Source organism: Ohessyouella blattaphilus (genome assembly GCF_024721265.1).
GTDB lineage: Bacteria > Bacillota > Clostridia > Lachnospirales > Lachnospiraceae > Aequitasia > Aequitasia blattaphilus_A.
Genome location: NZ_JAMXOC010000018.1, coordinates 26,517 through 47,803 on the forward strand (window position 1 = coordinate 26,517; position 21,287 = coordinate 47,803).

Here is a 21,287-nt window from a genome sequence, read left to right on the forward strand (position 1 = left end):
TTATATCCTTTCATCAACCGCCTTCATATTGGAAAAAGCTTCGGGAATCTCCCAAAGCTTATTGTGCTTTAAATATTATTTCATTCTCATATACAAGCCCTAACTTCTCACGAGCCGTATCCTCAACGTAAGCATCGGAACCAACGTAGTCTTCCAGATCTTCAATCTCTTCCGTCCGCTTCTCCTCGGCCTCAATCTGCGTCTGTAACTCCGCCTGAGTAGCCTCGTGCTGTTTCGCCTTCGCTCTTAAGCCAATGCTATTAACCGAAATAACTCCTGCTAAAACAAGAAGTACCAGTACTACCAAAAACATACTTGCGCGATTTGCCCGATATTTTTTTCTTCTGACTTTCTTTTCTTGTCTAGCCTTTACACCTGTCATAATTATTCTCCCCTAATACCTATCGCATTACGTATAACATCCATAGTTTGTCAAAAACATAACCGACCAACCTTATAATATCGAATAATCAATAGACTGACAACAGTAAAAGATGTAGAATTTTTTTCTAACAAATAACTTGTTTCTTCTTATTAATAGACAATTATTCTAAGCAATCACAACACCTTGTATCTTCGTCTCAATATTTTCACAACCTCTTGTATGTTGAAATTGCACAAAAGCTTTTTGCTTTTAGAGGTATTTATATAGCTCAGCAGCCTCATCTTTCTTCGTAGTGTCCTTAATTTCAAGGACTTCCACCTTTACAGCATTTGTTCCAAACTGAATCTCAATTATATCCCCTGGCTTCACTTTAACGGAAGCCTTCGCCGCATTCCCATTTACTAACACTCTTCCGGCGTCACAAGCTTCATTTGCTACTGTCCGCCGTTTGATCAAACGAGACACTTTTAAAAATTTATCCAATCGCATAATACTACCCCGCCTCCATAAAAATAGAGAGCCGAAGCTCTCTATTTGCATACGCCATACTTATTTATTAACTGCGTCTTTCAAAGCTTTACCAGCCTTAAACTTTGGAGCTTTGCTGGCAGCGATCTTCATTGTAGCACCTGTTTGTGGGTTTCTACCTTCTCTAGCTGCTCTTTCGCTAACTTCAAAAGTACCAAAGCCAACTAATTGAATTTTATTCCCCTTTTTTAGTTCGCTTGTTACCACATCAACAAAAGCTTTCAAAGCCTTTTCTGAGTCTTTTTTAGCAAGTCCTGCCTGATCAGCAATCGCTGCTACTAATTCTGTTTTGTTCATGGAAAAATCCTCCTCGTAAAATGATCTTCTTTTATTTGGCAGGCGTGATTACTGTGCTTGCCCTTAGTTAAAGTTATAACTGTTTTGCTACCCCTTGTCAAGAAAAAATCGCCTGTTTATCCTTATTTTATAAGGTTTTTAGGCATTTTAGAGTACTTTTGGTTATTATAGCAAATTATGTAATAAATTTTGAATACTTTCCTGCATTTTTTTAGTGCAATTTCTAGCATCTTCGGCATTTTTACCTTTAATACCAAAGTAAATTTTAACTTTTGGTTCTGTCCCTGAAGGGCGAACACAGGCCCAAGCATCGCCTTCTAGCTCATAGTAAAGTACATCTGAGGTTGGTAAACCGGTTGATGTTTTTTCACCTGTCACAACATCGGTGATGGTACCCGTTTGATAGTCTCTTACCTTCTGTACTTTCACCTCGCCAAAAGCCTGAGGTGGTGTTTCTCTTAGGGTCTTCATAATGTGCTGAATCTTCTCTAAACCATCGATTCCCGCTAAGGTAATCGCCTCGATATCATCAACGAAGTAACCGTAGCGCTCGTACATCTCCTGCACCACATCCCATAGGGTCTTGCCTTTCGTCTTATAGAAAGCGGCAGCTTCACAAAGAGCCATACTCGCTACAATAGCATCCTTATCTCTGGCGTGTGTACCAATTAAGCAGCCGTAACTCTCTTCGAAGCCGAAGAGGTACTTTCCTTTACCGGTGGTCTCGAACTCAAGAATCTTTTGTCCAATATACTTAAAGCCGGTTAGCACTTCAATTAGGCCAATATCGTAGTATTTGGCAATAGCATCCGCCATATTTGTAGTGACAATCGTTTTAATTAAGTAGCCGTCTTCCGGAAGCGATCCCGCGGTAGCTTTTTTCTGGCCGATTTCATAGTCCGCTAATAGACAGCCCGAGACATTTCCTGTCAATACTTCGTATTCTCCAGACTTAGCATCTTTCACGTAGACGCCTAGACGGTCTGCATCTGGATCCGTCGCTAGCACCAAATCCGCATCTACTTCTTTGGCTAGTTTAAGACCTAAGGTAAAGGCTTCTTTAGCTTCTGGATTCGGATAAGAAACCGTCGGGAAGTTGCCATCGGGAAGCTCTTGTTCTTTCACTATGTAGACATTTTTAAACCCTAGTTCCTTTAGCACTCGGCGCACAGGGATATTGCCGGTACCGTGAAGAGGGCTATAGACGATTTTAAGCTCGGCGCCCTCTTTCGCAATCGCCTCAGGATGGAGTACCAGCTTCTTTAACTCCTCGATATACGCGGTGTCAATCTTATCGCCAATTACTTCATAAAGCCCATCGGCTTCTGCTTGGCTCTTAGAAATCGTTTTAAGGGCAGCATAATCAGAGATTGCGTTAACCTCATCCATAATTCCTTTATCATGAGGCGGGGTAATCTGGGCGCCGTCGGCCCAGTAGACTTTATAGCCGTTGTATTCTGGTGGGTTGTGGCTAGCCGTAATGTTAATGCCGGCGATGCAACCGAGCTCGCGCACTGCAAACGATAGTTCCGGAGTCGGACGAAGGGCGTCAAAAACATAGGCCTTAATGCCATTTGCTGCTAAGCAAAGAGCGGATGCTTCCGCAAACTCTGGTGACATATTCCGAGAATCGTAGGCAATTGCCACTTTCTTTTCTCCTGGTTGTTTTAGGATATAATTCGCCAACCCTTGGGTAGCTTTGCGAATTGTATAGATATTTAAGCGGTTTGTTCCGGCGCCGATAATGCCTCTAAGGCCAGCCGTTCCAAACTCTAAATCTTTATAGAACCGTTCTTTAATTTCTTTTTCATCACCGGCAATGCCTCTTAGCTCTGCCTTAGTCTCCTCGTCAAAACAAGGGTTTTCTAACCATTCTTGATACGATTTTTGATAGTCCATCATTCGTCCTCCCTAATTTTTATCTTCCTCATTATACAATAATTTTACCTCTTTAAGAAGATGTTCTTTACGATTCAATTCTGGGTTTTCAATAACCAGGTCTAAAAGGCGTGCTAGCTCTTCGCCGATCGTCTTTCCCGGTGGCACTCCCAGAGCTAATAAATCCCGGCCGTTAACCGCTAGCTCCTGTATTTCTGTGCACTCCCCTCTCTCCTCAATTTCCTGAAAGATTTCCCTGATTGCTTGAATGTTTTCTAGCTTTTCCTTTTGCCTGTATTCGCTTTGGGCCAGAGTATCCGCCCGGCGCACCTGCAAATAGAGGGGAAATAAATCCTTGCCGATTTTATTCACCGCCCGGCGCACTGCTTTTGGCGTTGCCGGCATGCGGTAGTCGTGATAACAAACTAACTTTACCACCTGACGCCTGGTTTCATTATCGAATTTCAATCGCCGCAGAATATTCTTCGCCAGCTCTTCACTGCCAAGAGCGTGCTTTTTAAAGTGGGCTCGTCCGGCCTCGTCGATAGTCTTATACTGGGGCTTTCCCATATCATGCAATAGCATGGTTAACCGCAAGACTTTATCATTCGGAATTTTCTCCATGCTAACGAGCGTGTGAATTCCCACGTTATAGCGATGATGAGGCGTCTCTTGTTCGGTCTTCATTAGAATGTCAAACTCCGGCAAGAATTCTTTGGTAATTCCTAATTGGTACGCTTCTTCTAGCATCTCCGGGTGGTCCGAGGTAATTAGTTTTACCAGTTCTACCCGAATTCGCTCCGCGCTAATTTTCTTTAAATTCTCCGCTAGCGCGCTCATCCCCGCCTTCGTCTCTGGCGCAATCCCAAACCCTAACTGGGCCGCAAAGCGCACCCCTCGCAAAATTCGCAGCGCATCCTCACTAAATCGCTCTCCGGCATCTCCTACGCAGCGGATCACCTTCTTCTCAAGATCATCACGCCCACCAAATAAATCCACAAAACCTCGGCTTTCACTATAGGCCATCGCGTTAATCGTGAAGTCTCGGCGCTTCAAATCCTCTTCTAGGTTTCTGGTATAAGCGACACTCGTGGGATGCCTGGCATCCTCATACTCACCGTCAATTCGATAGGTCGTCACCTCAAATCCTTGACCGCCTACCAGTACGGTAACCGTTCCGTGCTCAATCCCTGTATCCACTGTTCTCGGAAATAACGATTTCACCTGCTCTGGCATCGCCTGAGTGGTAATGTCCCAGTCCTCCGGCTCCCGCCCAAGAAGCGTATCTCGCACACAGCCACCTACTGCATAAGCCTCATATCCCGCCACTTCTAGTTTTTCAATTATATTATGAACTTCCTTGGGTAAAATAAACTTTTTCATTCCTCCATTATACATGGGAAGGTCGTTTTTTTCAAAAAAAGGTGCATCCCTCTTTTTTGAGAGATACACCCCTTGTTTAAAACTAGTAAGATTGGCCCCAGTATGCCATATGCTTAGCTGGCTTACCGCACCAGATACATTTATCGTCGATCATTTCTTCATCTTCGATTAAGCATCTTGTCGAGGCGCCACCCGTTACATACTTAACTTCGCCTTCACACTCTTCGTCACCACACCAGCAAGCTTTGACAAAACCTTTGTTCTTAGAGAACTTTTCTTTCATTTCGTCTAAGGTTGTCGCCGTGTAGATCCGTTCTTTCATAAACTTCTCTGCTCGGTCGTACATATCCTTTTGAATCGTCTCGAGGATTTCTCTTAACTTCGTCGCGATCTCGTCTAGTTTAACCACGATTTTTTCGCTGTTGTCACGACGAACGACGACTACTTGGTTGTTCTCGATATCCTTTGGCCCGATTTCAATTCTCGTAGGAATTCCTAACATCTCTTGTTCCGAGAACTTCCATCCTGGACTCTTGTCAGAATCATCAATACGCACTCTGTAGCCCGCCGCTTTTAGCTCTTCGTAAAGCTCATTGGCGCGGTCAAGTACGCCTTCCTTATGCATAGCAATTGGAATTACCCGGCATTCTACAGATGCTACTTTTGGTGGCAATACCAATCCGCTGTCGTCACCGTGAACCATGATTAACGCACCGATACTTCTCGTCGACCAGCCCCAAGACGTTTCATAAACGCTCTTTAGCTGATTGTCTTTATCGATATATTTAATGTCAAACGCATCAGCAAAGCCACTTCCGAAAAAGTGAGAGGTTGCTGATTGAAGGGCTTTCCCATCGTGCATGAGCGCTTCGATTGTATAGGTGTCTTGAGCACCGGCAAACTTCTCGTTCTCCGCTTTACGTCCTGATACGAAAGGAATTGCTAGGGTTTCGCGGTAGCAGTCTTCATAGACACGAAGCATTTGTAGGGTGCGCTCTTCTGCTTCTTCATAAGTCGCGTGAATGGTGTGACCTTCTTGCCATAAGAACTCACGAGAACGTAGGAAAGGTCTCGTCGTTTTTTCCCAGCGAAGTACGGAATTCCATTGATTCCACACCTTTGGTAAGTCTCTATAGGACTGAACGGTCTTCGCCCACAAATCGCAGAATAAGGTCTCTGAAGTCGGACGAATACACAATCTTTCCTGTAATCTCTCCATACCACCGTGAGTTACCCAGGCAACTTCCGGAGCGAAGCCTTCGATATGATCTGCTTCTTTCTCAAGGAGCGACTCCGGAATCAGCATCGGTAAAGATACGTTTTCCACGCCTGTTTCCTTAAAACGTCTGTCCAAATCGCCCATGATTAATTCCCAGATGGCATAACCGTTTGGTAGATAGTTAAGACATCCCTTAACACTGGAGTAATCACAAAGCTCTGCTTCCTTAACAACATCCGTATACCACTGAGCGAAGTTCTCATCTCTAGAGGTAATTCGTTTTACTAACTTCTTTTCTTTTGACATTTTTTGCCTCCTCTTTTCTCGCAGGGCCCTTGCCCCACCGCTATGTTACTTGGGAAAACATCGGCTAAATTTGCGTACAAAAAAAGCCGCAACACTCATCTCCCAATAAAGGGACCGAAATGCTCGGCGGTACCACCCTCGTTAACTACAACCCTTTTGTAGCTCGCTTCATTAGCCGTTAACGCCGGCATCTACGCTGCAGATTAGTGCAGTGACTCCAAGGTGGGTTTGGTACAGTTCATGACAAGAATCTTTCACCGCGTGATTCTCTCTCTTTGGACAGCTTGTACGTACTAGGCCTCTTCACAGTCGAAATATACAACTTATTTGTAATAATAGCTAATTTTATATTGCTTGTCAACCGAAAAAGCCTTATCCTCAAGTTAACCTATTTACCTAACCACTACCAAGGAGAAGGCAAACATGCACGATTTAGAGATTCTATACGAAGATGCAGATATCATCGTCATCTATAAACCGAAAGGCCTGGCCACTCAAAGTGCCAGCTTTCGCACAAAAGACGCCACCGATATCCTACGTCTGCATTTACGAGAACAAGCCCCCCAAAAGGAGCCTTATCTAGGCGTGATTCACCGCCTAGATACCCCTGTTGACGGCAAGCTGGTCTTTGCCAAAAACAAACAAGCGGCGGCGGCATTATCTACGCAGATGCAAAACGGCGCTTTTACCAAAATCTATGAAGCCTGCGTCCACGGACAGATGCCCGCAAAAGAAGGCTCCCTTGATGATTATTTATTAAAAGAAAAAAAGGGCAACCACTCAAAAGTCGTAGCCAAAGGAACTCCCGGCGCTAAACATGCCACTTTAGAGTACCGCTTGCTGGCCTACGATGCAGGAAGAGACGAAAGCCATCTCGAGATTCATCTGGGCACCGGTCGCCATCACCAGATTCGCGTACAGCTAGCAAATTGTGGACACCCCCTGGTTGGGGATACCAAATACGGTATGGACGCTCCCGAGGAACTAAAGCTTAGCGCCACCACTTTGTGTTTTCTCCATCCACGGACAAAAAAACAGCTACGCTTTTGAATCTTCAAAGCGTAGCTGTTTCCTCCCTTAAATTCCCCAATATTTGTTGGAGTCAAGATTAACTGGTGTCGCCACTATGGTTTAAATTACTTCCGTAGCCACATCCGCTTCTTCTGCTAACATCTCTTCATAACGCTCTAGAATAATCGTTTGAATATTCTCACGCGTCTGCGAATTAATTGGATGAGCCACGTCACGATACTCCCCATCGGCAGTTTTTTTGCTTGGCATAGCGATAAATAGTCCCTTTTCGCCTTCAATCACTTTAATGTCATGGACAACAAATTCATCCTCAATCGTAATTGAAACCACCGCTTTAAGCTTACCTTCCTTCGTGATCCTTCTGATACGAACATCTGTAATCTTCATTTTCAGCTCCTTTCTAGCTGATGCACCGATCTATAGTGCATACCTCTCATTTTTTTCATTGACTACCCGGATACCATTTTCCCCAACGTACCTCGTATTTGCGCGAATCGTTCCTTTACTTTCCACAATACAATTTTCGATGTAGATGTTATCCCCAAGATAAACATCATTTAAAATAATGGAATTTTTAACGATACAATTATTACCGACAAACACTTTTTTAAATAACACTGAGTTTTCCACATTACCGTTAATAATGCAACCGCTAGCGATCAAACTATTCTTGACATTCGCTTTCGGATTGTACTTGGCCGGTGGGTTATCAGATACCTTTGAATGAATATCCGGATGCTCTTGGAAGAAATACTTCCGCACATCTCGCTTAAGGAAATCCATGTTTGTTTGGTAATAGGCATCCACTGTGCTGATATTGCTCCAATAGCCATCTATTTTATAACCGTAAATCCGTTTCAGGTTCTTATACCTAACCAGAATATCGGTTACAAAATCATATCTACCTTCTTCGGCGCTATGCTCAATCAGATCGATTAATTGTCTTCTTCTGATTACATAGATTCCCGTAGAAACATTTGCAGATGTAGCCACCATCGGTTTCTCTTGGAAGTCTACAATGCGCTTAGAATCGTCCATCGCGATTACCCCAAACCTCGTTGCGTCCTCTTCCGGTCCGAGTTCTTTATACGCCACCGTGATATCCGCTTTTTTCGCAATGTGATACTCTAAAATCTTATTAAAATCCATCTTATAGATTACGTCCCCAGAAGCGATTACGACGTAGGGTTCGTGACTCTTCTTCAAAAAATCCAAATTTTGATAAATGGCGTCTGCCGTTCCCCGGTACCAGTAGCCATTATCCATAGTAATGGTCGGGGTAAAGACGAACAAGCCTCCATGCTTTCTACCAAAATCCCACCATTTAGACGAATTCAAATGTTCATTCAGCGACCGTGTGTTAAACTGAGTCAAAACGGCCACCTTTTGGATAGAGGAGTTAGACATATTGCTAAGCGAGAAATCAATTGCTCGATAGCTCCCAGCTATTGGCATCGCTGCCGTTGCCCGCTTCTTCGTCAATTCCTTAATCTTATGATTATTACCACCTGCTAGTATGATTCCTATTGCTCTCATGCGTCCACACCTACCTTTATCAGAGTCTCGCCACTGTTCAACATGTTGTTAGGGTAATCTTCAAGTTCCGTTTCTCCTGAAATAGCGGTGTTTTTACCAATTTGGACATTATCGGGAATCACTGAATTCTCACCGATTGTTACTAAACCAAATCCATAAATATCTGGTCGCAAGCCATTCGGAACCTCTGCCCCGACCCCGATCGTCACATGATCGCCAATGGTTACCCCTTCGGCAATAATGCCCTTCTCGATATGGCAACCCTTGCCTATCTTGACATCTTTCATAATGATGCTGTCCCTAATCACCGTTCCTTCCTCAACGGATACTCCAGAACCGATAACACTATTGTAAATCTCACCATAAATACTACAACCATTGCCGATAATACTTTCCACCGTGACAGCCTCGGCAGCAATGTATTGGGGCGGGATGATGTCACTGTTTGTATAGATTTTCCAAAATTCCTCGTATAAATTAAATTCCGGCACCAAATCAACCAGTTCCATATTCGCTTCCCAGTATGACTGAAGCGTTCCTACATCCTTCCAGTAACCGCTGTACTCATAAGCGTAAATAGGACTGCCGCCCTCGTGGCAATAAGGAATAATATGCTTTCCAAAGTCACAGCCCTTGATATCCTGGTTCTTAATCAGAGCGTCCTTAAGCACTTCCCAACTAAAGATATAGATGCCCATAGAAGCCAGGTTGCTCTTTGGCTCCTCTGGTTTTTCCTGAAAATCGGTAATTCTACCATCCTCATCGGTTATCACAATTCCGAAGCGCTTCGCTTCCTCAATTGGTACTGACATGGTGGCAAGCGTCACGTCCGCCCCACTTTCTTTGTGATAATCAAGCATAACTTCATAATCCATCTTATAAATGTGATCACCAGACAATATTAAAACGTAATCTGGGTTATACGTCTCCATATAAGTAAGATTTTGAAAAATCGCATTGGCAGTACCTGTGTACCACTCACTGTTTTGACTCTTCTCGTAAGGCGGCAGTACCGTTACCCCACCCACATTACGGTCTAAGTCCCAGGGAATGCCGATACCGATGTGTGTATTAAGCCGCAGCGGCTGATACTGGGTCAACACACCCACTGTATCAATGCCCGAATTAATGCAATTACTTAACGGAAAATCGATAATTCGATACTTTCCGCCAAACGCCACCGCCGGTTTTGCTACGTCCGCCGTCAACACTCCTAGTCTACTACCCTGTCCGCCTGCTAACAGCATAGCAATCATTTCTTTCTTGGCCATTACAATCACCCCTTTTTTGGTATAAGTCAACATTATTATAGCACATAAAAGGGCGCAAGTGAACGATTTGTACAAAGCCTTTATGTTTTTTGCAGATAATACCAAAAAAATGACGTTTTCAAATAGAGAATGGCATTTTTCATATAATAAGTATATAATTACTAAGATACATTTATACCAAAGAAAGGACTAACATGTATAAAGTTGACTTTAAAAAACCTATTCACATCCACTTCATCGGTATCGGTGGTATCAGCATGAGTGGACTGGCAGAGATTTTAATAAAAGAAGGCTTCACCGTTTCTGGTTCTGATGTAAAGCCCTCCGCACTAACCACACGCTTAAGCAGCAAAGGAGCGACTATCGTCTTTTCGCAAACAGCTGAAAATATCACTGACACCATCGATTTAATTGTCTATACGGCCGCTGTTCACGACGATAACGAAGAATACGCCGCCGCTAAAAAAAGCGGCATTCCCCTTCTTTCAAGAGCCGAGCTTCTAGGACAACTGATGAATAACTATCAAGTTCCCATTGCCGTAGCTGGTACTCACGGAAAGACCACCACTACCTCCATGCTCTCTCACATCCTTCTCGCTGGCGACTTGGATCCCACCATCTCTGTGGGCGGTATTCTTAATTCTATCGGCGGCAATATCCGGGTTGGTGGAGGGGAGTATTTTGTAACGGAGGCCTGTGAATATACCAATAGCTTCCTCCACTTTTTCCCAAAAATCAGCGTCATCCTAAATATCGATGAAGACCACCTAGACTTCTTCAAAGATTTGGATGACATCTACGATTCCTTCCTGGCCTTTGCGAAGCTTTTACCAGCAGATGGCAACTTAGTGATCAATAATAGCATTCCCCGGGTTTCCCTCTTTAAAGAAGCCTTAGGAAACCGGCTTATTACCTACGGACTGACAGAGGACTGCCGGTATTTCGCCGAAGCCATCACCTATGACAGCTACGGCTGCCCATCTTTTGACTTATATATAGACGGTCAGAAAATCGATCGCCTTACCCTGGCGGTCACCGGTGAACACAATGTGGAAAACGCTCTCGCCAGCATTGCCGTCTCTGAACTACTCGGTATTCCTTTAGAAGAGGTTAAAAAAGGACTGCTTAGCTTTAGTGGTACCAATCGCCGTTTTGAGAAAAAGGGCGAAAAAGACGGCGTCGTAATCATCGACGATTACGCCCATCACCCTACCGAGATAAGAGCCACCTTAGGGGCTGCCAAAGCCTATCCGCACCGAGAGATTTGGTGTATTTTCCAGCCTCACACCTACACTCGTACCAAGGCTCTCTTTCACGAGTTTGCCAGGGCTCTGGCACTTGCAGACCACGTGATTTTGACAGATATTTACGCCGCTAGGGAGACCGATAACCTAGGTGTGTCCGCTGAAGGATTAGCGGCTGAAATCAAGGTGCACGGCAGCGATGCTTACTATCTTCCCTCTTTCGCGGAAATTGAAAAGTTTTGTCTAGAAAACTGCAAAAAAGGGGACCTGTTGATAACTATGGGTGCCGGAGACGTTGTAAGTATTGGGGAATCCATCTTAGAAAGTTAAGTTATCCACAATATCCACAGTTTTTTATCCACAAAAAAGTCCTTTTTCGATGCAAAAAGTCCTTTTTTTCTCCCAGCTCCCGGTGCTATAATAACTCTCACGAGCTAGCACAACACGAGGAGGGAACATCAAGAATGAAACGCTTAAAATTAAAAAATAACGCCCGTACACACTCCATTGTAATCGACTATGATTTTCTCGATTACCATATGCCAAGAGCCAATGGAGAATTCGTAAAAGTATACTTATTATTACTGAAACACCTAACTGCCCCCTCCGGAACCTTATCGATTACAAAGATTGCTGACAGCCTTGAAATGACGGAAAAAGACGTTATGCGGGCTTTAAAATATTGGGAAAAAGAAGGATTAATCGAATATTCTGACGCTGCCGCAAAGACAGCACCACCGGTAGCCCCAGCGGCTCCCGTGGTACCGATTAATGGGAACGGCGTAACCGATATCCAGTTATTTCGCACCAAAGAAAGCAAGAAAGAGTTAAAGCAACTCTTTTTTATTGCTGAGCAGTACTTAGGAAAGACCCTCTCCCCAGCAGAAGCCGAGACCATTGCTTTTATTCGGGAGGAGTTAAAACTATCCACCGATGTTATCGATTATCTAATCGAATACTGTGTGGAAAATGGTCACAAACATTTAAGCTATATCAAGAAAGTGGCGATTACCTGGAGCGAGGAAGGCATCGATACCGTCGACGCCGCTAAAAGTCAGGTTGTCACTCACCAAAAGAAATGTTATGCTATCTGTAGAGTTTTTGGGATTAATGGCCGCTCCTTAGCTGCCGTTGAAAGCGATTACGTAAAACGCTGGTCTGAGGAGTATAACTTTCCTCTAGATATTATTATCGAAGCCTGCAACCGCACCATTGCTACCACTCACAACCCTAGCTTCGAATACGCCGATAAGATTCTCGGCAACTGGTTTGCTAGCGGTGTCAAAACCAAGGATGATATTAATGAGCTAGATAATAACTTTAAAGCCGGAAAAGCTGCTAAACGAGCTTCCGGAAATAAAGCGAACAAAAATAATTTTAACAACTTCGACGAACGTGACTACGACATGGATGAACTCGCGCGTAAGTTGATACAATAATTAAAAGAACGTTTAGTAAGGAGACGATATGCCACTTCCGACTAACTTGTACGACCAAATCATGCGTACATACGAGCAACGGCAATTAGATAATCATAAACGACAAATGGCTCGCTACGACGAGGTTTATGAAAACATACCAGCCATCAAGGAACTGGATAATCGCGTCTCTACCCTTTCAATCGCTAAAGCAAAGCAGATGATAGAAGGAGATGAAACCGTCCTCGGTTCAATTAAAGAGGATCTTCATCTCCTTTTTTTGGAGAAACGAAACCTCCTCAAAGAACACGGTTATCCCGCTGATTATCTAGAGCCAACCTATACTTGCGAAGACTGTCAGGATACTGGCTATATAGACAATAAAAAATGCCACTGCTTTAAGCAGCAAGAGATCAAGCTACTTTATCGCCAGTCTAATCTGGGCGAAATTTTAAAGGATGAAAACTTCTCCACCTTCGATTTGAATTACTATAGCGATAAGGATAATCACGGCGGCCGCTCCTCTAGAGAGTCTGCCATAATCGCTCTAAACGCTTGCCAGGCCTTTGCCAATAACTTTATGAAAACCCATGAGAACTTATTACTTTTTGGGGATACTGGGGTGGGAAAAACCTTTTTGACCCACTGTGTGGCCAAGCAGGCAATCGCCGATAATCGCTCGGTGGTCTATTTTACGGCAACGGACTTCTTTAACACCTTAGCCGATGAGGCGTTTCGCCACAAGGGCAACAGCGAAAATATCGAAAACTGCGACTTGTTAATTATTGACGACTTAGGCACGGAATTCGCTAATAGCTTTACGAATTCCCAATTATTTGCCTTTATTAATGATCGCATCTTACACCGAAAAGCGACTATCATTTCCACGAACTTATCGCCTGGAGATTTGAAAATTCAGTATTCTGAGCGCATCTTCTCCAGACTTAGCAGTGCTTATACCATTCTCCGCATGACCGGAGAAGACATTCGGATACAAAAGAAACTTAACAAGTAATGAGGAGGAAGAAAATGATTACCCGAAGTAAAAGAGAGTTGGATAATGTCCCCGTAGGAAGCCTGGGGCTTATCGCCATCAAAGGTTGTGAAAAACTTGGAGAAAAGGTGGACAATTATCTTGTGAAATGGCGCGAGGAAAGTAGCCACGAGCACAAGGATAACATCATCTTTTCCGGCTATGAAAAGGACAGCTTTTTAATCGACGCCCAGGTACCCAGATTCGGTTCTGGAGAAGCCAAAGGCATTATCAATGAATCCGTTCGTGGCATGGACCTCTACCTAATGGTAGATGTAACCAACTATAGTGAAACTTACTCTCTTACCGGCAATACCAATCATTTATCCCCAGACGATCACTACCAAAACCTAAAGCGCATCATCGCCGCTATCGGCGGTAAAGGTCGCCGGGTAAACGTAATCATGCCTTTCCTCTATGAAAGTCGTCAGCACAAACGTAGCTCTAGGGAATCTCTCGACTGCGCTCTGGCACTTCAGGAGCTAGTCCGCATGGGCGTTGATAACATCATCACCTTTGATGCTCACGACCCCCGGGTGTCAAACGCCATCCCTTTAAGTGGGTTTGAAACAGTACGACCGACTTACCAGTTTATCAAAGGCTTGTTGCGCCACGTCAAAGACCTGCAGATCGATAGTGAACATATGATGGCTATTAGCCCTGATGAAGGTGCTACTGAGCGCGCCGTATATCTTGCTAACGTGCTAAATCTGGATATGGGAATGTTCTACAAACGCCGAGACTACACCAAGCTTGTAGACGGTCGCAACCCTATCGTCGCCCACGAATTCCTGGGTTCCTCGGTAGAAGGTAAAGATGTGATTATTCTCGACGATATGATCTCTTCCGGCGACAGTATCCTTGATGTTGCTCGCCAGCTAAAACAGCGAAAAGCCAAACGCATCTTCGCTGCTGCCACCTTCGGCCTCTTCACCAATGGCTTCGATAAATTCGACCAAGCTTACGAAGACGGTTTAATTAACGGCATTCTTACCACCAACTTAATTTACCAACCAAAGGAGCTCCTAGAGCGCCCTTACTATATCAACTGCGACATGAGTAAGTACATCGCTCTCCTTGTGGATACCCTCAATCACGACGGTTCCTTAAGTAGCATTCTGAATCCTATCGAGAGAATTCAGGACGTAGTAAAACGCTATAATGCAGGGGAAGATATCTAAACACAAAAAAGAATTTGCGTTATGCAAATTCTTTTTTTCATGTTTTCACATCTTTATTTCATTTACGTCAATTCCTAACTCTTCCGCTAGGCGCCCTTCTCTTTTATGGCAGGTGAACAGGAGCGTCTGACCTTTTCTCTCTGTTAGGTACGCCAATACCGAAGATAAGCGCTCATCATCGTAATAGACGAAGGTATCGTCTAAGAGTAGTGGGTACCCTTCGCCAAACATGATTTCCGTTATCGCTACCCGCAGGGAGAAGTACACCTGCTCGATTGTCCCTTTGGAGAGTTGTTCGATGGGAATGCGCATATCCTGACTATAAATAAATATCTGCATCTTCTCGTCTACGGAGATCCTAGTATACTTGTCAGCCGTTATCTTCCCGAGGATTTCCGATATCCGCTGGCTTAAGCTACCTTCAAGCTTTACTCTAATCTCTTCGGAAAGCGTACTTAAGCGTTCCATAGCGAGCTTTACCGCCTCCTTTTTACGCTCTTGACGAAGACGTAGTTCAGAGATTTCCGCAAACTCTTCTAACCGTTCTTTTAGATTATAGTACTGCTGCTTCTTGTCTTGCAGTTCCTCTTGAATTCGTCCTCGCTTCCACATGAGTTCCTGATAGCTTAGGACTTCCTTCTTGCCCGCTATTTCTTCCAACACTTTTTCGGGCTCTGTCTTCGTCTCCGTCTTCGCGACTTTCAAGCGATTCCAACTATATATAATGCTTAGTAAAAGGGCTAATACGGAGATAAAATAGTTCCAAGGCCTAGGAATAAAGATAAAGAGACTGATAATCGCTGCGATAAAGATAAGTATTTCTACCGGGTGGATTCGCCATTTATGGGTCTTTTGAATGTAGTTATCCTCTTCCTTCTTGGCAAGTTTTAGGCTCTCGGCTAGGGCTTCTTTTTCTTCTTCTAGCTGATGTACATCTCGCCACACATACGTCATTTCCGCTTCGATCGCTTCTTTTTGCTTTCTTCTTTTTTCTACCGCTACGCGAATCTCTTTATCCTCTTGCTTACCCTTCTCGGCTAAGTAATGAAAGGCAGCTTCATAGTGAATATCCCGGCCCCCAGATAGATAATAGCCGGTGGCATAGTCGTTAAAATAGGCTGCCAGGCTTTCATCCGTTCTGGCACTTAACTGTTTAATCGAGATTGTGTTATCATACGTCTCCTCTGTGAGCCCTTCGAGAATCCGGGGTAAATCGCTTTCAACGTCCAACTCCTTACCGTCTTCAAGACGATAAAACCGGGTCTCCTTTTCTCCTTCGGAAAAGCTACGGTTGATTACGTAGGTCATCTTTTCATGCTCTAGCTTAAGGCTCCCGGCGTAATAATTTCCCATCTCCCAAGGCTTATAGCGGGAAAAATCATCTGTCTTCGAAGCCAGACCACGTTTCCTTTTCAGACCGAAAAGCATACCCTTAAGAAACGTATGGAGAGTGGTCTTTCCCGCCTCATTCTCGCCATAAATAATATTTAAGCCAGCTTTAAACCTTAGGTCCCTTTCCCTTAGTTTCCCGAAGTTTTTCACTTGTACACTTTTAAACTTCATCGTTCATCCCTTCTCGTTCGCATCAGCGCCTCAACTCCTTGGATAAGCGCTTCGTACTCCAGACTTCCTTCTTCGGCATCCTTAAAAGAGGCGATAAATTTGCCTAGGAGATTATTTTCATTCTTGTTATATAGCTTCTCCAGATCGTAATACGGTTCCGTATCGTCAATAATTTCTACAATATTGCCGAGCGTGTCAAAATTCTCGGTATCGTACACCACCTCCGCGTGGCGATTGCCCACAAGAATCACCTTATACATATTCTCCCGCCCGTGCTGCCAAATCTCATCCTGGACCTTATCTCGCAGGGCATGACCACTCAGTTCTCTGTCCGTAGTCACTCTAAGCTCAATGTATTTGCGCTTGGCAAAAGGCACAAAGGTAAGCTTTAGCTGAGCATCTACTAGCTCGCCTTCGATAAAGCCGTGGTCCCCCGTTTCCGTCTTATCGAGAGGCTCTAGGGAACCAGCATAAGCCATTTTCCCTGGCACTACAATTTCTGGCTTGTGAATATGCCCAAGGGCAACGTAGTCAAAACCGCTAGCTGCCAACGCATTTTTATCAAAGGGCAGGTGCTTCCCATCCCCACCGTGTAGGAGCAAAATGTGACTAGTGGTGTCGGCACTAGGAGCTAACCGGGGCAGCGCCCCCTCCATAATCGGCGTGTGATAACTAAAGCCATAGACCGCTAGCTTAAGTTCGGGAAACTCTACAAAGTCCAGTTCCTTATCCGATAAAAAATACACCAAAGACTCCCATTGATACGTCAAGTAAAAGGATCTTGGCTTAATGTAGTCGTGATTTCCCGCAATCATCACCACCCGGGTATCAATAAGCTTAGAAAAAAGATAATCAAGCTCCTTAAGCTCCCGGAGTAGGGGTTGATGGTGAAAAACATCTCCGGAAAAAAGTAAAAGTTCCACTTTATGTTCGTTACAATACGTCACGACCCGCTCCAACGTCTCATAAAACTCCTGGTCTCGGTTCTTACTGTAAGCCCTCCCGCTATCCGGCTCCGCACCTAAATGCAGATCACCAATATGTATAAACTTCATTTATTTGCTCTCCTCCTCTTCGCTTTCTAAGGGTAACGATACAATAAATTGAGTCCAAAAATCGTCACTCTTCGCGCGAATGGTCCCGTGGTGCATCTCCACAATGTCTTTGGCAATCGCTAGACCAAGACCGGCACCACCGGTCTTACTAGACCGGGCGTTATCCACTCGGTAAAATTTCTCAAAGATGGTTTGGAGCATAACTGGCGGAATGGGATCTCCTTGATTACTAAAGGTAATCTCCACATTTCCCCGTTTTCTCCTGGCATGAATAATAATCGTCGAATTGTCGTAGCAATACGCGATGGCATTTCTAAGGATATTATCAAACACCCGGATTAGCTTGTCTGGATCCGCTTGGATAATCAGATTATCTTCCACTTCCACTTCGCACTGGAGATGTCTATCCTTAAGAACTGCATAGAGCTCATCCGCTAGCTGTTCTAGCATCAAGGAAAGGTTTACCGGTACCATCACTAGCTCCATCTCCTGGAGATTTAGCTTGGTCACCTCGAAAAACTCGATAAAAAGCTCCTCTAGGCGCTGGGCTTTTGCTAAGGCAATCTTCGTGTACTTTTCCCGCTCTTCGCCGGTCAGCTCTGGGTTGCTCTCTAGAAGAGATAAATAGGCCAAAACCGAGGTTAAAGGCGTCTTTAAATCATGAGCTAAAAAAAGCATTAAATCGTTCCTGCTCTTTTCTTCTTTTTCCGCCTCGATCTCTTGACGCTTGATTGTTGCCTTAATCTCATTTAAGCGCACTTCAATCGGCTTTAGTTCTGTGGTTAGGCGAATCGGTACCGCGCTATCTTCCACAACGTGCTCAATCCCGTGCTCTACTTGCATCAGATACATAATCATCTTTGATAAAGCCACATTGAAAAAAATGGCGAACAGAATCAAAAAACCGATTAGCAAAAAGAATTCCTTATTTGCTACTATCAGCTTTTCATATAACTCTGTCGCCGTTCCATCTGCGCTAAAGCGCACTAATATCTTGTCAAACATCTCTGTTAAACTGTTGCTGATCTTCCCGCCAGCTAAAATTTCCATAAGAAAGCCGGCGACCAATACCGTTAAGGTCGCCGCCATCAACGTTTGTAACAGGATACTAAATTTTAATTTGCGATACTTATCTCTATTCTTCAACCTTATATCCCACTCCCCAGACGGTCTTAATAAAGTCCGATTTCCCTGTCGGTGTACTCATTTTCTCCCGCAGGTGGCGAATATGCACCATCACCGTATTGTTGCTGGATTTATAGTACTCTTCGTGCCAAACGTTTTCAAAGAGCTCCTGGGAGCTAATCACCTTGCCGCGATTGCTGCAAAGAAGCCACAAAATGTCAAACTCAATCGGAGTTAGAGTTAGTGTCGTCCCGTTATAAACACATTCATGGGAAGCCCGGTCTAAGTAAAGACCGCCAAAGTCGATGACTTGCTCATCCTCTTTCCCCTCACCACTTGTATTATACTGGGTGTAACGCCGTAGCTGAGCCCGCACTCTCGCGGCTAGCTCCATCATGTTAAAAGGCTTAAGGATATAGTCGTCAGCCCCTAAAGTAAGCCCTGTAATTTTATCCATGTCGCTGTCTTTGGCCGTCAACATAATGACTGGGAATTTATACTCTTCCCGAATCTGCTTCAAGATTTCAAAGCCATCGATATCTGGCAACATAATGTCAAGAATCGCTAAGTCAAGAGGATTCTTGCTAATATACTCCAGCGCATCCTCCCCGTTGTAGCAAGTCTTTACTTCCGTTTCCTCACTTTGCAGATAAAGCGCAATCACGTCCGCGATTTCTCGTTCATCATCTACTACTAATATTTTATGCATACCATCGTCCCCTAACTAATTAGCTTTTATAAGTCACACGTACCGGCGGTTCTTGGGAAAGGTACCACGTCACGAATGTTCCCCATACCCGTTAGGTACATTACGCAGCGTTCAAAACCTAGCCCGAAGCCAGCATGCTTTGTTGAGCCGTATTTCCGTAAATCCAGGTAGAAATCGTATTCGCCTTCGTCTAAGTTACACTCTTCCATCCGGGCTCTAAGCTTATCCATATCATCTTCCCTTTGGCTGCCCCCGATAATCTCCCCAATTCCTGGAACTAGGCAATCCATGGCTGCTACCGTCTTACCGTCCGCATTTTGCTTCATGTAGAACGCCTTAATCTCCTTCGGATAATCGGTAACAAAGACCGGTTTTTTATAGAGCTGTTCCGTCAAATATCGTTCGTGCTCTGTCTGTAAGTCACTTCCCCAAGTAACCTTAAATTCAAACTTATCATTTACTTTCTCTAAGAGCTCAATTGCCTTCGTATAGGTGATGCGCTCAAAGTCAGAGTTAAGCACAAGCTCTAATCTCGAGGCGAGCCCTTTATCCACAAAGCTGTTGAAGAACTTCATCTCCTCTGGCGCTTCCTCCAGTACGTATTTGATAATGTACTTAAGCATCGCTTCTGCTAGGTCCATATCATCCTCAAGATCAGCAAAGGCGATTTCTGGTTCAATCATCCAGAACTCGGCGGCGTGTCTCGTGGTATTGGAGTTCTCGGCTCTAAAAGTCGGACCAAAGGTATAGATGTCACCAAACGCCTGGGCAAAGGTCTCGCCGTTAAGTTGTCCACTAACCGTAAGGCTAGTTTCTTTTCCGAAAAAGTCTTGGCTGTAATCAGGACTTCCGTCCTCTGTTTGTGGCACATTCTTCATATCTAGGGTAGTAACTTGGAACATCTCGCCGGCTCCTTCCGCATCGCTACCGGTGATAATTGGCGTATGCACATACACAAAGCCTTGTTCTTGGAAGAACTTGTGAATGGCGAAAGCGATCAGTGAACGGACCCGGAAAACCGCTTGAAAGGTATTGGTCCGGGGACGTAAATGGGAAATTGTTCGTAGGTACTCAAAAGAGTGGCGCTTCTTCTGCAGTGGATAATCCGGTGCGGAAGCCCCTTCTACCACTACCTCCCGGGCCTGAATTTCAAAAGGTTGCTTCGCTTGTGGCGTAGCCACTAATGTCCCGGTCACCATAAGAGCGGCCCCTACATTTTGCTTAGAAATCTGTTCAAAATTCTCCATGGTATCGTGATACACCACTTGCATCGGTTCAAAGTAAGAACCATCATTTATCACAATAAAACCAAACGTCTTGGAATCCCGTAGACTACGGATCCACCCACCAATGGTAATTTCTTTATCTAAATACTCCTGGGGATTTCTAAATACTTCTTTAATCTTTGTAATTTTCATGTTCAACGCTCCTTTTTCTTCATGCTCTAAGTATAAAAGATTTCGGATGCTTTGACAAACCTTTTCATTTATATTTATAATGAAAGAAATACTATAAGGAAAAAAGAGGTACCAAGATGAAAGTTAAAAAAATCGCGCTACTACTTGCACTGGCATTATTACTTACAGGCTGCGGGAAATCAAAAGAAAAAACGGAAGCCGATGAGGTGGTCTACAGAGACATTACCATCTCCGAAACCCAAAACGAATTTTTAGCTCTTGAGGACGGTTTTTTGACCAAAGATGATGAAGGGGTAAAAGACATTAAGAAAAATGACGATGGTTCCCTCACATACACCTTAAGCGAGGAGCTCATTGAGGAATTTAAGGAAGTAACCACCGAGGATACGGATAAACTCATCAAAGATTTTACCGAAAACAAAGAAAGCTATCCTGCCTTCTATACCATTACCTATAACGATGAGCTTACTAAGTTTACTATCGGCGTAGACCCGGTGGAATTCCAGGAGATTGACGAAGAATACGCTTCTATCCTCTTTGCCTACGGAAATCTCTATCAACTATTTGACGGCGTCGTCGATGAAGACTTGCAAACTTCTATCATCTTTGTCAATAAAGACACGGAACAAGAGTTAAAGACCATTGTCTCTACCGACTTTCACGAAGAAGTCTTACCTCAGTAAACAAAAAGCATCACGTAAGGAAG

General features: G+C 44.2%; 20 protein-coding genes. 6 read left to right on the plus strand and 14 right to left on the minus strand.

The window, feature by feature from the left end; translation table 11 throughout:
• Positions 1-58: 58 nt before the first annotated feature.
• The 6 genes from NHH16_RS11305 to proS all read right to left on the minus strand — a co-directional run bounded on the left by NHH16_RS11305 (position 59) and on the right by proS (position 5,996).
• Positions 59-382, minus strand: coding sequence for an FtsB family cell division protein (locus tag NHH16_RS11305; protein WP_262069714.1), 324 nt, complete (start codon positions 380-382; stop codon positions 59-61).
• A 252-nt stretch (positions 383-634) separates the two neighbouring features.
• Complete coding sequence (locus NHH16_RS11310) at positions 635-874, minus strand: RNA-binding S4 domain-containing protein (protein ID WP_262069715.1); 240 nt, start codon at positions 872-874, stop codon at positions 635-637.
• Between the two features lie 60 nt (positions 875-934).
• Entirely contained in the window at positions 935-1,210 is a 276-nt protein-coding gene (locus tag NHH16_RS11315) for an HU family DNA-binding protein (RefSeq protein WP_262069716.1), read from the minus strand.
• A 165-nt stretch (positions 1,211-1,375) separates the two neighbouring features.
• The gene (locus NHH16_RS11320) at positions 1,376-3,109 is read right to left on the minus strand and encodes a phospho-sugar mutase (protein WP_262069749.1); all 1,734 of its coding nucleotides are present in this window, start codon (positions 3,107-3,109) and stop codon (positions 1,376-1,378) included.
• Between the two features lie 12 nt (positions 3,110-3,121).
• Positions 3,122-4,471 (minus strand): CCA tRNA nucleotidyltransferase, encoded by a 1,350-nt coding sequence (locus NHH16_RS11325; RefSeq protein WP_262069717.1) that lies wholly within the window; start codon positions 4,469-4,471, stop codon positions 3,122-3,124.
• Positions 4,472-4,553: 82 nt separating this feature from the next.
• Complete coding sequence (gene proS / locus NHH16_RS11330; protein ID WP_262069718.1) at positions 4,554-5,996, minus strand: proline--tRNA ligase; 1,443 nt, start codon at positions 5,994-5,996, stop codon at positions 4,554-4,556.
• Positions 5,997-6,419: 423 nt separating this feature from the next.
• On the opposite strand from proS, the gene NHH16_RS11335 reads away from it, so the two are divergent.
• Positions 6,420-7,046: an RluA family pseudouridine synthase gene (locus tag NHH16_RS11335; RefSeq protein ID WP_262069719.1), complete on the plus strand. Its 627-nt coding sequence runs from the start codon at positions 6,420-6,422 to the stop codon at positions 7,044-7,046.
• Between the two features lie 81 nt (positions 7,047-7,127).
• Here the strand turns inward: NHH16_RS11335 and spoVG are convergent, their stop codons facing one another.
• From spoVG to NHH16_RS11350, 3 genes are read right to left on the minus strand one after another with little or no spacing between them, the layout of a single operon-like run.
• A complete protein-coding gene (gene spoVG, locus NHH16_RS11340; RefSeq protein WP_262069720.1) occupies positions 7,128-7,415 on the minus strand; it encodes a septation regulator SpoVG in 288 nt (95 codons plus the stop codon).
• A 30-nt stretch (positions 7,416-7,445) separates the two neighbouring features.
• Positions 7,446-8,564, minus strand: coding sequence for a glucose-1-phosphate adenylyltransferase subunit GlgD (gene glgD, locus NHH16_RS11345; protein ID WP_262069721.1), 1,119 nt, complete (start codon positions 8,562-8,564; stop codon positions 7,446-7,448).
• Positions 8,561-9,835 carry a glucose-1-phosphate adenylyltransferase gene (locus NHH16_RS11350; protein WP_262069722.1) on the minus strand — a complete coding sequence of 425 codons (1,275 nt, stop codon included), beginning with the start codon at positions 9,833-9,835 and terminating at the stop codon, positions 8,561-8,563. Before NHH16_RS11350 ends, glgD begins: the two co-directional genes overlap by 4 nt.
• Before the next feature lie 194 nt (positions 9,836-10,029).
• Here NHH16_RS11350 and murC point away from each other — a divergent pair, with 194 nt between their 5' ends.
• From murC to NHH16_RS11370, 4 genes are all read left to right on the plus strand, one after another.
• Positions 10,030-11,409: a UDP-N-acetylmuramate--L-alanine ligase gene (gene murC / locus NHH16_RS11355; protein WP_262069723.1), complete on the plus strand. Its 1,380-nt coding sequence runs from the start codon at positions 10,030-10,032 to the stop codon at positions 11,407-11,409.
• Positions 11,410-11,543: 134 nt separating this feature from the next.
• Positions 11,544-12,518 carry a DnaD domain protein gene (locus tag NHH16_RS11360; RefSeq protein WP_262069724.1) on the plus strand — a complete coding sequence of 325 codons (975 nt, stop codon included), beginning with the start codon at positions 11,544-11,546 and terminating at the stop codon, positions 12,516-12,518.
• Between the two features lie 28 nt (positions 12,519-12,546).
• Positions 12,547-13,512 (plus strand): ATP-binding protein, encoded by a 966-nt coding sequence (locus NHH16_RS11365; RefSeq protein ID WP_262069725.1) that lies wholly within the window; start codon positions 12,547-12,549, stop codon positions 13,510-13,512.
• 14 nt (positions 13,513-13,526) lie between these two features.
• Positions 13,527-14,711 (plus strand): ribose-phosphate pyrophosphokinase, encoded by a 1,185-nt coding sequence (locus NHH16_RS11370; protein WP_262069726.1) that lies wholly within the window; start codon positions 13,527-13,529, stop codon positions 14,709-14,711.
• A gap of 45 nt (positions 14,712-14,756) precedes the next feature.
• Here NHH16_RS11370 and NHH16_RS11375 read toward each other — a convergent pair whose 3' ends face one another.
• The 5 genes from NHH16_RS11375 to asnS are packed head-to-tail and all read right to left on the minus strand — an operon-like array spanning position 14,757 to position 20,581.
• Complete coding sequence (locus NHH16_RS11375) at positions 14,757-16,274, minus strand: ATP-binding protein (protein ID WP_262069727.1); 1,518 nt, start codon at positions 16,272-16,274, stop codon at positions 14,757-14,759.
• On the minus strand, positions 16,271-17,329 hold the full coding sequence (locus NHH16_RS11380) for a metallophosphoesterase family protein (protein ID WP_262069728.1): 1,059 nt from the start codon (positions 17,327-17,329) through the stop codon (positions 16,271-16,273). Before NHH16_RS11380 ends, NHH16_RS11375 begins: the two co-directional genes overlap by 4 nt.
• Positions 17,330-18,475: a sensor histidine kinase gene (locus NHH16_RS11385; protein ID WP_262069729.1), complete on the minus strand. Its 1,146-nt coding sequence runs from the start codon at positions 18,473-18,475 to the stop codon at positions 17,330-17,332.
• Positions 18,465-19,163: a VanR-ABDEGLN family response regulator transcription factor gene (gene vanR, locus NHH16_RS11390; RefSeq protein WP_262069730.1), complete on the minus strand. Its 699-nt coding sequence runs from the start codon at positions 19,161-19,163 to the stop codon at positions 18,465-18,467. Before vanR ends, NHH16_RS11385 begins: the two co-directional genes overlap by 11 nt.
• A gap of 26 nt (positions 19,164-19,189) precedes the next feature.
• Positions 19,190-20,581, minus strand: coding sequence for an asparagine--tRNA ligase (gene asnS, locus NHH16_RS11395; protein WP_262069731.1), 1,392 nt, complete (start codon positions 20,579-20,581; stop codon positions 19,190-19,192).
• A 116-nt stretch (positions 20,582-20,697) separates the two neighbouring features.
• Between asnS and NHH16_RS11400 the strand changes: the two genes are divergently transcribed.
• Positions 20,698-21,264 (plus strand): hypothetical protein, encoded by a 567-nt coding sequence (locus tag NHH16_RS11400; RefSeq protein ID WP_262069732.1) that lies wholly within the window; start codon positions 20,698-20,700, stop codon positions 21,262-21,264.
• Positions 21,265-21,287 lie beyond the last annotated feature (23 nt).

Bases quoted from the DNA above. Each gene is read 5' to 3' on its own strand.
- NHH16_RS11365 (WP_262069725.1), top strand. From the start codon at position 12,547: ATGCCACTTCCGACTAACTTGTACGACCAAATCATGCGTACATACGAG.
- NHH16_RS11380 (WP_262069728.1), bottom strand. From the start codon at position 17,329: ATGAAGTTTATACATATTGGTGATCTGCATTTAGGTGCGGAGCCGGAT.
- NHH16_RS11315 (WP_262069716.1), bottom strand. From the start codon at position 1,210: ATGAACAAAACAGAATTAGTAGCAGCGATTGCTGATCAGGCAGGACTT.
- NHH16_RS11320 (WP_262069749.1), bottom strand. From the start codon at position 3,109: ATGGACTATCAAAAATCGTATCAAGAATGGTTAGAAAACCCTTGTTTT.
- NHH16_RS11370 (WP_262069726.1), top strand. From the start codon at position 13,527: ATGATTACCCGAAGTAAAAGAGAGTTGGATAATGTCCCCGTAGGAAGC.
- NHH16_RS11305 (WP_262069714.1), bottom strand. From the start codon at position 382: ATGACAGGTGTAAAGGCTAGACAAGAAAAGAAAGTCAGAAGAAAAAAA.
- NHH16_RS11375 (WP_262069727.1), bottom strand. From the start codon at position 16,274: ATGAAGTTTAAAAGTGTACAAGTGAAAAACTTCGGGAAACTAAGGGAA.
- proS (WP_262069718.1), bottom strand. From the start codon at position 5,996: ATGTCAAAAGAAAAGAAGTTAGTAAAACGAATTACCTCTAGAGATGAG.
- NHH16_RS11310 (WP_262069715.1), bottom strand. From the start codon at position 874: ATGCGATTGGATAAATTTTTAAAAGTGTCTCGTTTGATCAAACGGCGG.
- NHH16_RS11400 (WP_262069732.1), top strand. From the start codon at position 20,698: ATGAAAGTTAAAAAAATCGCGCTACTACTTGCACTGGCATTATTACTT.
- NHH16_RS11360 (WP_262069724.1), top strand. From the start codon at position 11,544: ATGAAACGCTTAAAATTAAAAAATAACGCCCGTACACACTCCATTGTA.
- glgD (WP_262069721.1), bottom strand. From the start codon at position 8,564: ATGAGAGCAATAGGAATCATACTAGCAGGTGGTAATAATCATAAGATT.
- NHH16_RS11325 (WP_262069717.1), bottom strand. From the start codon at position 4,471: ATGAAAAAGTTTATTTTACCCAAGGAAGTTCATAATATAATTGAAAAA.
- NHH16_RS11335 (WP_262069719.1), top strand. From the start codon at position 6,420: ATGCACGATTTAGAGATTCTATACGAAGATGCAGATATCATCGTCATC.
- NHH16_RS11350 (WP_262069722.1), bottom strand. From the start codon at position 9,835: ATGGCCAAGAAAGAAATGATTGCTATGCTGTTAGCAGGCGGACAGGGT.
- asnS (WP_262069731.1), bottom strand. From the start codon at position 20,581: ATGAAAATTACAAAGATTAAAGAAGTATTTAGAAATCCCCAGGAGTAT.
- murC (WP_262069723.1), top strand. From the start codon at position 10,030: ATGTATAAAGTTGACTTTAAAAAACCTATTCACATCCACTTCATCGGT.
- vanR (WP_262069730.1), bottom strand. From the start codon at position 19,163: ATGCATAAAATATTAGTAGTAGATGATGAACGAGAAATCGCGGACGTG.
- spoVG (WP_262069720.1), bottom strand. From the start codon at position 7,415: ATGAAGATTACAGATGTTCGTATCAGAAGGATCACGAAGGAAGGTAAG.